10 protein-coding genes are annotated in these 15,468 nt (G+C 58.0%); 1 reads left to right on the top strand and 9 read right to left on the bottom strand.

Annotated elements, in window-relative coordinates; translation table 11 throughout:
- From ACR0NW_RS23545 to ACR0NW_RS23520, 6 genes are all read right to left on the bottom strand, one after another.
- The coding region (locus ACR0NW_RS23545) for a GTP-binding protein (RefSeq protein ID WP_170744588.1) at positions 1-111 on the bottom strand (111 nt) is incomplete at its 3' end.
- A 60-nt stretch (positions 112-171) separates the two neighbouring features.
- Positions 172-2,289, bottom strand: a complete 2,118-nt coding sequence (gene fusA, locus ACR0NW_RS23540) for an elongation factor G (RefSeq protein ID WP_480453193.1) — start codon at positions 2,287-2,289, stop codon at positions 172-174.
- An 18-nt stretch (positions 2,290-2,307) separates the two neighbouring features.
- Entirely contained in the window at positions 2,308-2,778 is a 471-nt protein-coding gene (gene rpsG, locus ACR0NW_RS23535; RefSeq protein ID WP_170446863.1) for a 30S ribosomal protein S7, read from the bottom strand.
- Between the two features lie 15 nt (positions 2,779-2,793).
- Positions 2,794-3,165, bottom strand: coding sequence for a 30S ribosomal protein S12 (gene rpsL, locus ACR0NW_RS23530; RefSeq protein ID WP_005621086.1), 372 nt, complete (start codon positions 3,163-3,165; stop codon positions 2,794-2,796).
- Positions 3,166-3,504: 339 nt separating this feature from the next.
- Positions 3,505-4,383 carry a DMT family transporter gene (locus ACR0NW_RS23525; protein WP_480453191.1) on the bottom strand — a complete coding sequence of 293 codons (879 nt, stop codon included), beginning with the start codon at positions 4,381-4,383 and terminating at the stop codon, positions 3,505-3,507.
- Between the two features lie 138 nt (positions 4,384-4,521).
- On the bottom strand, positions 4,522-5,619 hold the full coding sequence (locus ACR0NW_RS23520; protein WP_480791957.1) for an alpha/beta hydrolase: 1,098 nt from the start codon (positions 5,617-5,619) through the stop codon (positions 4,522-4,524).
- Between the two features lie 206 nt (positions 5,620-5,825).
- Between ACR0NW_RS23520 and ACR0NW_RS23515 the strand changes: the two genes are divergently transcribed.
- The gene (locus ACR0NW_RS23515) at positions 5,826-6,215 is read left to right on the top strand and encodes a nuclear transport factor 2 family protein (RefSeq protein WP_480453188.1); all 390 of its coding nucleotides are present in this window, start codon (positions 5,826-5,828) and stop codon (positions 6,213-6,215) included.
- 152 nt (positions 6,216-6,367) lie between these two features.
- On the opposite strand, the gene rpoC is transcribed toward ACR0NW_RS23515, so the two are convergent.
- From rpoC to rplL, 3 genes are all read right to left on the bottom strand, one after another.
- A complete protein-coding gene (gene rpoC, locus ACR0NW_RS23510) occupies positions 6,368-10,609 on the bottom strand; it encodes a DNA-directed RNA polymerase subunit beta' (protein WP_480453186.1) in 4,242 nt (1,413 codons plus the stop codon).
- 50 nt (positions 10,610-10,659) lie between these two features.
- Positions 10,660-14,796, bottom strand: a complete 4,137-nt coding sequence (rpoB, locus tag ACR0NW_RS23505; RefSeq protein ID WP_170657112.1) for a DNA-directed RNA polymerase subunit beta — start codon at positions 14,794-14,796, stop codon at positions 10,660-10,662.
- A 251-nt stretch (positions 14,797-15,047) separates the two neighbouring features.
- Positions 15,048-15,422, bottom strand: a complete 375-nt coding sequence (gene rplL, locus ACR0NW_RS23500) for a 50S ribosomal protein L7/L12 (RefSeq protein WP_170657115.1) — start codon at positions 15,420-15,422, stop codon at positions 15,048-15,050.
- Positions 15,423-15,468 lie beyond the last annotated feature (46 nt).

The raw sequence follows: 15,468 nt of genomic DNA, 5'->3' as shown, positions 1-15,468 counted from the left end.
GCCGAAATACTTGGTGATTGCTGCGGTCAGCGTCGTTTTACCATGGTCAACGTGGCCAATCGTGCCGATGTTGACGTGCGGTTTTGTACGCTCAAACTTTTCCTTTGCCATGATGGCCTCCTTTTTCGGTAATGAAGGGAGCCCGTTAACCGAGCTCCCTCAAATCTTCGCTTATGCGTATTTCGCCTGAATCTCGTCCGAGATGTTCTGCGGAACTGGATCGTAGTGGTCGAACTGCATGGTGAACTGGGCACGGCCCGACGACATCGAACGCAGGGTGTTGATGTAGCCGAACATGTTCGCCAGCGGAACAAACGCGTCGATCGCGATTGCGTTGCCGCGTGGTTCCTGACCAGACACCTGGCCCCGACGCGAGGTCAGGTCGCCGATGATACCGCCGGTGTATTCTTCCGGGGTGATCACTTCGACCTTCATGATCGGTTCCAGCAGTTTCGCGCCAGCTTTGCGCATGCCTTCACGCATACACATCCGCGATGCGATTTCGAACGCCAGAACGCTCGAGTCAACGTCGTGGAACTTACCGTCCAACAGGGCAACCTTGAAGTCGATCACGGGGAAGCCAGCCAGCGGGCCGCTGTCCATGACCGAGTTGATGCCTTTTTCAACACCGGGGATGTATTCCTTCGGAACAGCACCACCAACGATGCGGCTTTCGAACGAATAGCCTTCGCCCGCCTCGGTCGGCTGGATCTCCAGCTTGACTTCGGCGAACTGACCCGAACCACCCGACTGTTTCTTGTGGGTGTAGGTGTGTTCGACAGGCATCGAGATGGTTTCACGGTATGCCACCTGAGGTGCACCGATGTTCGCCTCGACCTTGAACTCGCGCTTGAGACGGTCCACCAGGATGTCCAGGTGAAGTTCGCCCATGCCCTTCATGATGGTCTGACCCGATTCCAGGTCGGTTTCCACGCGGAAGGACGGGTCTTCGGCGGCCAGACGGGCCAGACCCTGGGACATCTTTTCCTGGTCGCCCTTGGTTTTGGGCTCGACCGCGATCTCGATCACCGGATCGGGGAAGGTCATGGTTTCCAGAACCACCGGATCCTTCGCGTCACACAGGGTGTCACCGGTGGTGGTGTCTTTCAGACCCGCCAGCGCGATGATGTCGCCTGCAAACGCTTCTTCGATCTCTTCCCGGTTGTTGGAGTGCATCATCATCATACGACCGATGCGCTCTTTCTTACCTTTGGTCGAGTTCAGGATCGAGTCACCCTTGTTCATGGTGCCCGAGTAAATCCGGGTGAAGGTCAGCGAGCCAACGAAGGGGTCGTTCATGATTTTGAACGCCAGGCCCGAGAAGGCCATGTTGTCGTCCGCACGACGTGCGATGTCACGAACTTCTTCCTCGTCGCCGGGTTTGAAGCCCATGTAATCGACAACGTCCAGCGGGCTGGGCAGATAGTCGATCACAGCGTTGAGCAGCGGCTGAACGCCTTTGTTCTTGAACGCCGAACCACCCAGAACCGGAACGAACGCGATTTCCAGGGTACCTTTGCGCAGCAGGGCGCGCAGGGTCGGAACGTCGGGCTCATTGCCTTCCAGGTATTCCATCATCGCGTCGTCGTCCATTTCGACGGCCGCTTCGATCATCTTGCCGCGCCATTCGTCAGCCATGTCTTTCAAGCTGTCGCGGATCGGAGCTTTGACCCAGCTTGCGCCCAGGTCTTCGCCCTGCCACAGCCATTCTTCCATGGTAACCAGGTCAACCAGACCTTCCAGCTCGGACTCGGCGCCGATCGGAATACCAACCGGAACCGCGCGGGCGCCGGTGCGGTCTTCGATCATGCGAACGCAGTTGAAGAAGTCCGCGCCGATCTTGTCCATCTTGTTGACGAAAACCATACGCGGAACCTTGTAGCGGTCAGCCTGACGCCACACGGTTTCGGTCTGAGGCTCAACACCGGCGTTTGCGTCCAGAACGCAGACGGCACCGTCGAGAACCGCCAGCGAGCGTTCGACTTCGATGGTGAAGTCAACGTGGCCGGGGGTGTCGATGATGTTCAGGCGGTGCTTGGGCGAGTCAGCAGTCTGACCGTCTTCGGTGCGCTCCCAGAAGGTGGTGGTCGCAGCCGAAGTGATGGTGATGCCGCGTTCCTGCTCCTGCTCCATCCAGTCCATGGTGGCTGCACCATCGTGCACCTCACCGATGTTGTGGGATTTGCCGGTGTAATACAGGATGCGTTCCGAGCAGGTTGTCTTACCCGCATCGATATGCGCCATGATACCGAAGTTACGGTAGTGGTTGAGTGTATATTCGCGTGCCATTTTGATAAGCCTCTGGAATTACCAACGGTAATGGCTGAAGGCTTTGTTAGCCTCGGCCATCTTGTGGGTGTCTTCGCGCTTCTTGACGGCGGTACCGCGGGACTGAACGGCGTCCAGCAGCTCGCCTGCAAGGCGCTCTTCCATGGTGTTTTCGTTGCGGCCGCGCGCAGCAGTGATCAGCCAGCGGATGGCCAGTGCTTCGCGGCGCTCGGGGCGAACTTCGACCGGAACCTGATAGGTTGCACCACCAACCCGGCGCGAGCGAACCTCGACCGACGGTTTGATGTTGTCGAGTGCTTCGTGGAACACTTCGACAGGGGCGCGCTTGATCTTGGTCTCAACGCGGTCAAAGGCGTTGTAGACGATGCGCTCTGCGACCGACTTTTTGCCGTCGATCATCAGGTTGTTCATGAATTTGGTCAGAACCTTGTCGCCAAATTTGGCGTCAGGCAGAACTTCGCGTTTTTCGGCGGCGTGACGACGTGACATATCAGCCTCTCCTTCTTACTTGGGACGCTTCGCGCCGTATTTCGAACGACGCTGCTTACGGTCTTTGACGCCCTGAGTATCCAGAACACCGCGCAGGATGTGGTAACGCACACCGGGAAGGTCTTTTACACGGCCGCCACGGATCAGAACAACCGAGTGTTCCTGCAGGTTGTGGCTTTCACCGGGGATGTACGAGATGACCTCGAACCCGTTGGTCAGGCGCACCTTGGCAACCTTACGCATAGCCGAGTTCGGTTTCTTCGGTGTGGTGGTGTACACGCGGGTGCAAACGCCGCGCTTCTGCGGGCACTGCTCCAGGTGCATGGACTTCGAGCGTTTTACTTTCGGCTGCCGCGGCTTGCGGATCAGCTGTTGGATCGTTGGCATTCCGGTTATATCCCCGTTTTGCAACACACATGGCATGCACGCGTGATGCGTGCGGTTAAATTTGCTGCACTCATGCGTCCACAAGCGCAAAACCCGCGAGCGTTCCCATTCCGAGGTGAACGTCGCGGTTGGTTATCAGAGGGCGCGAACTGCAAAATTGTCCGGGCCTTGACCAGTTCATTACTGGAATCGGCTTCGGGGCGGCCCCCTGAACCGAGATGACGCGCGTATAGGGGGAGTCGGACCGGGTGTCAACAGCCGCGCCAGAACAGGGGCCGTAAGGACCGGTTCGCGCGCTTATGAGGGCATCTGACCGGCCTTGCAAGACGGTGCCGGATTTTAGTCTGCCTGCGCCCCGTCCTTGCTGACACGTTCCCGGAACAGGGTAAACAGGCCGGCGCCCACCACCAGCACCGCACCCAACATCGTGACTGCATCCGGCCAGTCACCAAAGACCAGCCATCCCAGACCCAATGCCCAGAGAACGCCGGAATAACGAAACGGCGCGACGAAACCCACCTCGCCCACACGCATGACCATGACGCTGAACAGGTAGCCCAGCAGTACAAGCACCGCCGCCGAGGCAATCAGAATACCGGTACCCACCGTTACTGGTGTCCAGCCGGTCACCGCCGATGCCACTCCGGCGCTGAGCGTAATGGTCAGCGAAGCAGCCAGCGTCACGACCATGGACGGAACCTCGACCGACATGCGCCGCGTTATCAGGTCCCGGACAGTGATCACGGCCACCGTAATCAATGCGTAGACGGCATAGATGCTGAATCCGTCCGGTCCCGGGCGGACGATCAACAGCATTCCGAGGAATCCGACACCAATGGCGATCTTTCTGCGCCAGCCCACGGTTTCCCCAAAAAACAAGGCAGCCCCCAGAGTGACGGTCAGAGGCAGGGCCTGAAGCACCGCCGTGACGTTTGCCAAAGGCATATGCATCAGCGCAGTCAGGAAAAAGAGCGTGGCCAACAGTTCGCAAACAGATCGGATGGCGACAAGCCAGCGATCATGTCGCGGAAAGTTCAGGTGCAGCGCGCCCAGATGCCGCGCCAGAGTATAGATCAGAACCGTCGCCAAAACGCCGCGCATGGTGACCAGCTGAAACAGGTGCATATCCTGGCCAACCAGCTTTACCAGTGTATCGTTCACGGTAAACGCCGCCATGCTGCCCATCATCAAGAGGGCGCCTTTCACGTTGGGTGTCATTCAGTCAAAGTCCGGAGATTCAGGTATTGAGTATTGGTCAAATGTCTAACGCCAACTGTCAATATACCCGCGCAGATCGGACCAATGCGAATTGCAGAAAACTGATTGGCGCATCAATCCCCTGAAAGCCGGATCGGTTCACGCATTCAAAAAGCTGATCGTTGCCTCCAAGAATGCCTCCCAATCCGGACTGGAAGGCATTGGAACATGATTTGCGGAATCAAGGATAAGAAGCTGGGACTCAGGAATGCCGGCCGCCAGCATTCGCGCTTGTTCAAGAGGGTGGATCCTGTCTTTGCGCGCATGCACGATTAGTGTTGGGGACTGCACTTGTGGAAGCAGGTCAACCACTGAAGCATTGTTCATAGCCTGCCGCATTCTCAGAATATTCTCGGCAGGGCACGCTTCATTCATGATCTCGACAATGTCTTTTGCCAGGTCAAGTGGACCTTCCGGGAAATAAAGCAACGAGTACGCGAGAAGAAAGTTGCTGTCCGGGTTGTCCCAAGCCTCAGAGATCATACCAAACATTTCTTTTGTGCCGCTAGCTTCCGGTCGAAGAGTGCGCCCTTCGGCGTATCCTCCATTCAGAACCATTGCCGAAACACGTTCTGGAAAGTGGGCCGCAAGGTAGATTGCAGACAGTGCAGAACCGGATTGGCTAAACAGCCCGAAACGATCAAACCCTGCGGCATCGGCCACGCTGAGTATTTCGTGTGCCACAGCCTCAACCCCTGCGGACGCCATATTCAATTCGGATTGACCACTGCCAACTTCGTCAAAGACGACCAATGTGTTTTGCGCGCAGATCGCATCAAATAGCGGGCGAAAAAACGGAGAGGACCAGTTCGCTTCGATACTGGTCCCGCCGAAGGTTGTGTAGATGATTGGCGGACCATCGCCCGCTATCGCATAAGCAAGCGACTTTTGCTCTCGGCTCTTGGTGAATTGCAGTCTTGGCGCCAGTGTTCTTTGGGGGTGTGGAGCGTCCACGACCTCAGCTTCAACAACTGCGCAACAGGTGAAACCGCGCCGCGCGACCGTTCTGATAACAGCTTGCTTCTGCCCGTCGTCGTCCACTGCGCGCCGCGCCGATGCGACGCATGCACTAATCGCGGAGTCCGAGACCACGCGGCCCTTCCAAATCTCGGCAATCAATCTGTCGCGTGTAATCAGCTCGCCCGCGTTTTCAAGAAGGAGTCTGAGAAGATCGAAGACTTTTGGCTCAATTGGCACTGCTTCGCGAGACTTTGTCAGCGTGTGCCGATTTACGTCCAGCGTGAACTCACCAAACGTGTACCTCTCAGCGCCTCGGCCAGAGCCTCGTGTTGAAGCAGTGTAAACCACAATAAAATCCTAAGCGTTTCCACATGCCCTCCTCAAGCGCAATTACTCCGAATTTTCGATGATTGAGTCGCATGAAAAACCAAGAGGAGTACAAGATGAACCCGACGACAATAATGCAGATGGCGCAGAGCTATACAAAGGCGTGGAACTCGAAGTCCCCGGATGCTGTCGCGTCGTTCTATACACAGGACGGTGAAATCGTGATCAACCGAGGTGAACCCTGGTCTGGAAATTCCCGCGTGCGTGACATGGCGGCTGGTTTTTTCCGGGATGTGCCTGACTTGTCGCTGACATGCGATGATGTACGCATCTCGGAAGATCATGTTCTATTTTTGTGGACGTTTACAGGGCACGATGCTGCTACTGACCGGCCACTAAAGATCCATGGTTGGGAAGAATGGGACTTGAATGCCGATTTGAAGGTTCAGTCTTCGCAGGGTTGGTTTGACGCCAAATCTTATGCGGAACAAGCGGGAAGTAGCTAGAGGCACCCAAACCAACCGGGCCTTGCGACCATAACTGTGAAAGACTGCTTTGCGGCGCCTTTCGAATATGAGCTTCCACGCTTGAGAGCATCTGACCCAATAGAAAAGGCCCCGCAAACTGCGGGGCCTTTCCGGTAAGTATCTGCCGTTAGTTACTCGCGGCTTTCCGGAGTTTCAACCAGTACGTCCAGCTCATCCCCGATGATGTCGTCTTCCATGATAGGTGCTGCAAGAGCCGCTGCGGCCTCTGCCTCTTCCTGACGTGCCTCGATCACCACATTGTCGCGCTGCTGGGCGATGTGGCGGACACGCTGTGTCGCACCACCGGTACCGGCGGGGATCAGACGTCCAACGATGACGTTCTCTTTCAGGCCAACCAGCTTGTCCTTCTTGCCCTGAACCGAAGCTTCGGTCAGCACGCGGGTGGTTTCCTGGAACGACGCCGCCGAGATGAACGAACGTGTCTGCAGCGAGGCTTTGGTGATCCCCAAGAGGATCGGTTCGCCCTGAGCCGGACGTCCACCACGCGAGAGTGTCTTCTCGTTGGCTGCGTCAAACTCCTGCTTGTCGACATGCTCGCCTTTCAGCAGGGTGGTGTCGCCTGAATCCAGGATCTCCCACTTCTGCAGCATCTGGCGCACGATGACTTCGATGTGCTTGTCGTTGATCTTCACGCCCTGCAGACGATAAACGTCCTGCACCTCGTCGATCATGTAATCCGCCAGCGCTTCGACACCCATGATGGACAGGATGTCATGCGGAGCCGGGTTACCGTCCATCAGGTATTCACCCTTCTGGATGAAGTCACCTTCCGCGACCGGGATATGCTTGCCCTTGGGCACCATGTACTCGATCGGCTCCAGCGAATCGTCTGCCGGTTCGATGCTGATGCGGCGCTTGTTCTTGTAGTCGCGGCCAAAGCGCACGTAACCGTCGGCTTCTGCGATGATCGCGTGATCTTTCGGACGGCGGGCTTCGAACAGTTCGGCCACACGCGGCAGACCACCGGTGATGTCCTTGGTCTTGGCGCCTTCACGCGGGATACGCGCAACAACGTCACCGGCTTCGATGGTCTGACCATCTTCGACCGACAGGATCGCATCCACCGACATCGGATAGTGAACCGGGTTGCCCGCATCGTTGCGGACCGGCTCGCCATCTTCACCGACCAGAATGATCTCGGGCTTGAGGTCGCTGCCTTTGGGGGCCGCGCGCCAGTCGATCACGATCTTCTGGGTCATACCGGTTGCTTCGTCGGTCTCGTCACGGACAGCAAGGCCCGAAACCAGATCAACGTATTTCGCGGTACCGGCTTTTTCGGCGATGATCGGCAGGGTGTAGGGATCCCACTCGAACAGCTTGTCGCCACGCGCAACCTTGGTGCCGTCCTTGACGAACAGCTTGGAGCCGTAGCCCAGCTTGTGGCTGGCACGCTCTTCGCCGTGTTCGTCGTTGATCACCAGCTTCATGTTCCGGCCCATGACCAGGCTTTCGCCTGCGGAATTGACCAGAATCTGCGGGTTCTCAAAGACAACCACACCGTCCTGACTGGCTTCCTGGAACGACTGCTGACCACCTTGTGCAACACCGCCGATGTGGAAGGTCCGCATCGTCAGCTGCGTACCGGGTTCACCGATGGACTGGGCGGCGATGATGCCGACAGCCTCACCCGTGTTCACCATGGTACCGCGTGCAAGGTCACGACCGTAGCAGGTTGCACAAACGCCTTCCTCAGACTCACAGGTCAGAGGCGAACGGATGCGCATCGACGCAACACCGGCTTCATCGATGGTGTCGGCCATGCGTTCGTCGATCAGCTGACCAGCGGCCACGATCACCTCGTCCGTACCCGGACGCAGAACATCGTCGGCCGAGACACGGCCCAGCACACGTTCGGCCAGCGAAGCGACAACCTCACCGTCGTTAACCGCTGCTTCCGCAGTGATCGCGCGCTCGGTTCCGCAGTCGATCTCACGAACGATGCAGTCCTGCGCCACGTCCACCAGACGACGGGTCAGGTAACCCGAGTTCGCCGTCTTCAGAGCGGTATCCGACAGACCCTTACGGGCACCGTGGGTCGAGTTGAAGTATTCAAGAACGGTCAGACCTTCCTTAAAGTTCGAGATGATCGGCGTTTCGATGATGTCGCCGTTCGGCTTGGCCATCAGGCCGCGCATGCCGCCCAGCTGCTTCATCTGCGTGACCGAGCCACGCGCACCCGAGTGGGCCATCATGTAGACCGAGTTCGGTTCCTGTTCGGCACCCGCGGCGTCACGTTCGGAGGATGAGATCGTGCTCATCATCGCTTCGGTGACGCGGTCGTTACACTTGGACCAGGCGTCGACGACTTTGTTGTACTTTTCGCCCTGAGTGATCAGGCCGTCCATGTACTGCTGTTCAAAGTCCTTAACCTGACCACGGGTATCGTCCACGATGCCCCATTTGCCATCGGGGATCACCATGTCGTCCTTGCCGAACGAAATACCGGCCTTGAACGCCTCTTTGAAGCCCATCGACATGATCTGGTCACAGAAGATGACCGACTCTTTCTGACCGCAGTAGCGGTAGACGGTGTCGATCACCTGCTGCACTTCTTTCTTCCGCAGCAGGCGGTTGACCAGATCGAAAGGCGCCTTGTTGTTCATCGGCAGCAACGCACCCAGACGCAGACGGCCCGGAGTGGTTTCATAACGCTTCTGAACTTCGTTGCCTTCGTCGTCGATCTGCGTAATCCGCGCGGTGATTTTTGTGTGCAGATGCACCTCGCCCGCGTCCAGCGCATGCTGAACTTCGTCGATCGAACCAAAGACCTTGCCTTCACCCGGCATGCCTTCGCGCTCCAGGGTCACATAGTAGAGACCCAGGATCATGTCCTGCGAGGGAACGATGATCGGCGCGCCGTTTGCAGGCGACAGAACGTTGTTCGTCGACATCATCAGAACACGGGCTTCCAGCTGTGCTTCAAGGCTCAGCGGAACGTGAACAGCCATCTGGTCACCGTCGAAGTCGGCGTTAAAGGCCGAACAGACCAGCGGGTGTAGCTGGATGGCTTTACCTTCGATCAGAACCGGCTCGAACGCCTGAATGCCAAGACGGTGCAGCGTAGGCGCACGGTTCAGCATGACAGGGTGCTCGCGGATCACCTCGTCGAGGATATCCCACACTTCGGGACGCTCTTTCTCGACCAGTTTCTTCGCCTGCTTAACAGTCGAAGACAGACCCTTGGCTTCAAGGCGCGAGTAGATGAACGGCTTGAACAGCTCCAGCGCCATCTTCTTGGGCAGACCACACTGGTGCAGCTTGAGTTCCGGACCGGTCACAATGACCGAACGGCCCGAGAAGTCGACGCGCTTACCCAGAAGGTTCTGACGGAAGCGGCCTTGCTTACCCTTCAGCATGTCCGATAGCGATTTCAGCGGACGCTTGTTGGCGCCGGTGATCACGCGGCCACGACGGCCGTTGTCGAACAGAGCGTCCACGGATTCCTGCAGCATCCGCTTTTCGTTGCGGACGATGATGTCAGGCGCGCGCAGTTCGATCAGACGCTTCAGACGGTTGTTCCGGTTGATGACGCGGCGATACAGATCGTTCAGATCCGAAGTCGCAAAGCGGCCACCATCCAACGGAACCAGCGGACGCAGTTCCGGCGGGATGACCGGGATCACGGTCATGACCATCCACTCGGGGCGGTTGCCCGACTCGAGGAAGGATTCAACAACCTTCAGACGTTTGATGATCTTCTTGGGCTTCAATTCGCCGGTTGCTTCGGCCAGATCAGCGCGCAGCTGCTCGGCTTCGGCTTCCAGATCGATCTGGGCCAGCATCTCACGAATGGCTTCGGCACCGATATTCGCGGTGAACGCGTCCATGCCATAGGCATCCTGCGCATCCATATACTCTTCTTCAGTCAGCATCTGGCCGTAGGTCAGGTCGGTCAGACCGGGCTCGATGACGACGTAGTTTTCAAAGTACAGAACGCGTTCCAGATCGCGCAGCGTCATGTCCAGCATCAGACCGATGCGGGACGGCAGCGACTTCAGGAACCAGATATGTGCGACGGGCGCGGCCAGTTCGATGTGGCCCATACGCTCGCGGCGAACTTTCTGCAGGGTGACTTCCACACCGCATTTCTCGCAGACAACGCCGCGATACTTCATCCGCTTATATTTACCGCACAGACATTCGTAATCTTTGATCGGGCCAAAGATACGCGCGCAGAACAGGCCGTCACGCTCGGGCTTGAACGTCCGGTAGTTGATGGTTTCGGGTTTCTTGATCTCGCCATAGGACCAAGACAGGATCCGCTCAGGCGACGCCAGCGAGACCTTGATCTCGTCGAAAACTTTCGGCGGCGTCAGCGGGTTGAACGGGTTGTTGGTGATTTCCTGGTTCATTTGTTACCTCAAATCTTGCGGAAGGGGGGACGGGAGAAAGGGCAGCGCCCTTACTCCTCAACCTCCGCATCCAGGAGTTCCATATTCAGGCCGAGGCCACGGACTTCTTTCACCAGAACGTTGAACGATTCCGGTACGCCCGCTTCAAAGTTATCCTCGCCCTTGACGATCGACTCATAGACCTTGGTCCGGCCGGCGACGTCATCCGATTTCACCGTCAGCATCTCCTGCAGGGTGTAGGCGGCGCCGTAAGCTTCCAGAGCCCAGACCTCCATCTCACCAAAGCGCTGACCACCGAACTGCGCCTTACCGCCCAGCGGCTGCTGGGTAACCAGGCTGTACGGCCCGGTCGAACGCGCGTGGATCTTGTCGTCCACCAGGTGGTGCAGTTTCAGCAGGTATTTGATGCCCACGGTCACCGGACGTGCAAACTGCTCACCGGTGCGACCGTCGAACAGAACCGACTGACCGCTTTCCGAGAAGCCCGCACGTACCAGCGCGTCGTTGACATCCGCCTCTTTCGCGCCGTCAAAGACCGGGGTCGCAATCGGAACACCACGGGCCACGTTGCCCGCCGCCTCGATCAGGTGCCCTTCGTCCATGCCGCTGATGCCTTCTTCGTAGACATCCTCGCCATAGGCCAGCTTCATCGCCTCGCGGACCGGGGTCAGGTCGCCGGAACGGCGATATTCACCCAGTGCCTCGTCGATGTTCAGACCCAGACCGCGTGCGGCCCAACCCATGTGGGTTTCAAGGATCTGGCCCACGTTCATACGCGAAGGCACACCCAGCGGGTTCAGACAGAAGTCGACCGGCGTACCATCGGCCAGGAACGGCATGTCTTCCATCGGAACAACCTTGGAGATCACACCCTTGTTCCCGTGACGACCGGCCATCTTGTCGCCCGGCTGCAGCTTGCGCTTAACAGCGATGAAGACTTTGACCATCTTCATCACACCCGGCGGCAGGTCGTCGCCGCGGCGGACCTTTTCGACTTTGTCTTCGAAACGAGCGTCCAGAGCACGCTTGAGTACTTCGTACTGTTCGTTCAGAGCCTCGACAACCTGCGCGTCCTGCTCGTCTTCCAGTGCCAGCTGCCACCACTGACCGCGGGTCAGGGTTTCCAGCAGCTCCTCGGTGATCACCGACCCTGCCTTGACGCCTTTCGGGCCTTTGACAGCGGTTTTACCCAGGATCATGCCCTGCAGACGCGCATAGATGTTGCGGTCAAGGATCGCCAATTCGTCGTCCCGGTCACGGGCCAGACGTTCGACTTCCTCACGCTCGATCTGCAGCGCACGTTCGTCTTTCTCGACGCCGTGACGGTTGAAGACGCGGACTTCAACGACCGTACCGTAATCGCCCGGCTTCACGCGCAGCGAGGTGTCGCGCACGTCAGATGCTTTCTCACCAAAGATGGCGCGCAGCAGCTTTTCTTCCGGGGTCATCGGGCTTTCGCCCTTCGGTGTGATCTTGCCGACCAGAATATCACCCGGTTCAACATCCGCACCGATGTAAACGATGCCCGCCTCGTCGAGGTTGCGCAGCGCTTCTTCACCGACGTTCGGGATGTCGCGGGTGATCTCTTCCGGACCCAGCTTGGTGTCACGGGCGGCGACTTCGAATTCCTCGATATGAACCGAGGTAAAGACGTCGTCACGCGCGATACGCTCCGAGATCAGGATCGAGTCTTCGTAGTTGTAACCGTTCCACGGCATGAACGCGACGACCACGTTCTTACCCAGGGCCAGTTCACCCATATCGGTCGACGGACCGTCGGCAATGACCTCGCCCTTCTGGACGGTGTCACCCACCTTGATCAGCGGACGCTGGTTGATGCAGGTGTTCTGGTTCGAACGCTGGAATTTGCGCAGACGATAGATGTCAACGCCAGCGTCGCCCAGTTCCAGATCCTCGGTGGCGCGGATAACGATACGCTGGGCATCGACCTGGTCGATGATACCTGCGCGTTTCGCCTGAATTGCAGCGCCCGAGTCGATCGCAACCTTTTCCTCGATCCCGGTACCGACCAGCGGCGCCTCGGCCCGCAGCAGCGGAACCGCCTGACGTTGCATGTTCGAGCCCATCAGAGCGCGGTTAGCGTCGTCATTTTCAAGGAACGGGATCAGCGATGCGGCGACCGAAACCAGCTGTTTCGGCGACACGTCGATCAGGTCCACATTCTCGCGCGGGGCGAGGGTGTAGTCACCGGCCTGACGGGTCGAAACCAGATCGTTGATGAACTTGCCATCTGCATCCAGCGTCGCGTTCGCCTGCGCCACGGTGTGACGCATTTCCTCGGTCGCGGACATGTAGTGGACCTCATCGGTCACCTCGGCGTCCTTGACGACGCGATACGGTGTTTCGATGAAGCCATACTTGTTCACGCGGGCGAAGGTGGCCAGCGAGTTGATCAGACCGATGTTCGGACCTTCCGGCGTTTCAATCGGGCACATCCGGCCATAGTGGGTCGGGTGCACGTCGCGAACCTCAAAGCCCGCACGCTCACGTGTCAGACCACCCGGGCCAAGCGCCGAGAGACGGCGTTTGTGGGTAACCTCGGACAGCGGGTTGGTCTGGTCCATGAACTGCGACAGCTGCGACGAGCCGAAGAATTCACGAACAGCAGCCGCAGCCGGTTTCGCGTTGATCAGATCCTGCGGCATGACGGTGTCGATTTCGACCGACGACATACGCTCTTTGATCGCGCGCTCCATGCGCAGCAGGCCGACCCGGTACTGGTTTTCCATCAGTTCACCGACCGAACGCACACGACGGTTGCCGAGGTGGTCGATATCGTCGATGTCGCCCTTGCCGTCACGCAGTTCCACCAGCGCCTTGATGCAGGCCACGATGTCTTCGCGGCGCAGGGTGCGCAGGGTATCCGGCGCGTCCAGAGCCAGACGCATGTTCATCTTTACCCGGCCAACGGCGGACAGGTCATAACGCTCGCTGTCGAAGAACAGGGTGTCGAACAGGGCCGACGCAGCCTCGACGGTGGGCGGCTCGCCTGGGCGCATGACGCGGTAGATGTCCATCAGCGCGCTTTCACGGTTCAGGTTCTTGTCCTGAGCCATGGTGTTGCGCATGTAGGGGCCAACGTTGACGTTGTCGATGTCCAGAACCGGAATGTCAGTGATGCCCGCATCCATCAGCTCTTTGACGGTGCCGCCGATCAGATCGCCGTCCTTGTCATATTCCAGCGTCAGTTCATCACCGGCTTCGACATAGATCGCGCCGTTTTCTTCATTGATGATGTCCTTGGCGACGTATTTGCCAACGATGTGATCGAACGGAACCAGCAGGTCAGTGACGCTGCCTTCGTCGATCAGTTTCTTGACCGCGCGCGGAGTGACCTTCTTGCCTGCTTCGGCAATCACTTCACCGGATTTCGCGTCGATCAGATCATAGGTAGGACGGGTACCGCGCACACGCTCGGGGAAGAACGGCGTGACCCAGCCCTTCTTCTTGTCCAGCTTGTAGGACACGGTGTTGTAATAGGCGTCCATGATCGCTTCCTGATCCAGACCCAGCGCATACAGCAGGGTCGTCACAGGCAGTTTGCGGCGACGGTCGATACGAGCGAATACGATGTCCTTGGCGTCGAACTCAAAGTCCAGCCAGCTGCCGCGATACGGGATGATGCGGCAGGCAAACAGCAGTTTGCCCGAGGAATGGGTCTTGCCCTTGTCGTGGTCGAAGAACACGCCAGGAGAACGGTGCATCTGGGACACGATCACACGCTCGGTGCCGTTCACGATGAACGTCCCGTTCGGCGTCATCAGGGGCATGTCGCCCATGAATACGTCCTGTTCCTTGATGTCCTTGACCGACTTGGCGCCAGTATCTTCGTCGACATCAAACACGATCAGACGCAGAGTGACCTTGAGCGGCGCGCTGTAGGTCATGTCGCGCTGCATGCACTCTTCGACGTCATATTTGGGTTTTTCAAGATCGTATTTCACGAACTCCAGAACGGAGGTTTCGTTGAAATCCTTGATCGGGAAAACCGACTGGAACACGCCTTTGATGCCTTCGCCGTCAGTGGGCTGCTCTGCATCGCCGGAGCGCAGGAAAAGATCATAAGAAGATTTCTGGACCTCAATGAGGTTCGGCATCTCCAGCACTTCGCGGATTTTGCCGTAATATTTACGAAGACGTTTCTGGCCAAGGAACGTTTGAGCCATGTCAGATGTCACCTTTCGATGTTCTCAGCGGGCAAAGACACCGTCGGGCCCCGGCGCCTTGCACATTAGAGACGACACGTCCGGATCAATTCATGGCCACCGTCCCGAGTGGCGGCCTCCCGATCCGCGAACCGCGTCTTAGAAAATGCCCCAGATCATGAGGCCCTTTCTAAGACAGGTTCGGCTGGACCCGGATTTCTCCGGACCCAGCCAAATTCTGCGGTGCATCAGCGACGCACCAGACAAAGGGCTTAGGCCAGTTCGACCTCTGCGCCAGCTGCTTCCAGCTTGCCTTTGACTTCTTCGGCTTCGTCTTTCGACACGCCTTCTTTGATCTTGCCGCCGGCTTCGACCAGTTCCTTGGCTTCTTTCAGGCCCAGACCGGTGATGCCGCGAACTTCTTTGATCACGTTGATTTTCGAAGCGCCGGCGTTCTTCAGAACGACGTCGAATTCGGTTTTTTCTTCCTCAGCAGCGCCACCGGCGTCGCCAGCAGCAGCCATGACAACTGCGCCGCCTGCTGCGGGCTCGATGCCGTACTCGTCTTTGAGGATGGTTTTCAGTTCTTGTGCTTCCAGCAGGGTCAGACCCACGATGCTTTCAGCGAGTGCTTTCAGATCAGCCATTGTATCAGCTCTTTCCGTTTACAGTGTGTGTTCCAACGTCAGGGTG

The organism is Ruegeria sp. CF5, from assembly GCF_056537325.1.
Note: the sequence above shows the minus strand (reverse complement) of the source record. Positions and strands in the feature narration are given on the sequence as shown.

Coding starts and splice junctions, on each gene's coding strand:
- rplL (WP_170657115.1), bottom strand. CDS start 15,422: ATGGCTGATCTGAAAGCACTCGCTGAAAGCATCGTGGGTCTGACCCTG.
- ACR0NW_RS23525 (WP_480453191.1), bottom strand. CDS start 4,383: ATGACACCCAACGTGAAAGGCGCCCTCTTGATGATGGGCAGCATGGCG.
- rpsG (WP_170446863.1), bottom strand. CDS start 2,778: ATGTCACGTCGTCACGCCGCCGAAAAACGCGAAGTTCTGCCTGACGCC.
- fusA (WP_480453193.1), bottom strand. CDS start 2,289: ATGGCACGCGAATATACACTCAACCACTACCGTAACTTCGGTATCATG.
- rpoC (WP_480453186.1), bottom strand. CDS start 10,609: ATGAACCAGGAAATCACCAACAACCCGTTCAACCCGCTGACGCCGCCG.
- rpsL (WP_005621086.1), bottom strand. CDS start 3,165: ATGCCAACGATCCAACAGCTGATCCGCAAGCCGCGGCAGCCGAAAGTA.
- rpoB (WP_170657112.1), bottom strand. CDS start 14,796: ATGGCTCAAACGTTCCTTGGCCAGAAACGTCTTCGTAAATATTACGGC.
- ACR0NW_RS23515 (WP_480453188.1), top strand. CDS start 5,826: ATGAACCCGACGACAATAATGCAGATGGCGCAGAGCTATACAAAGGCG.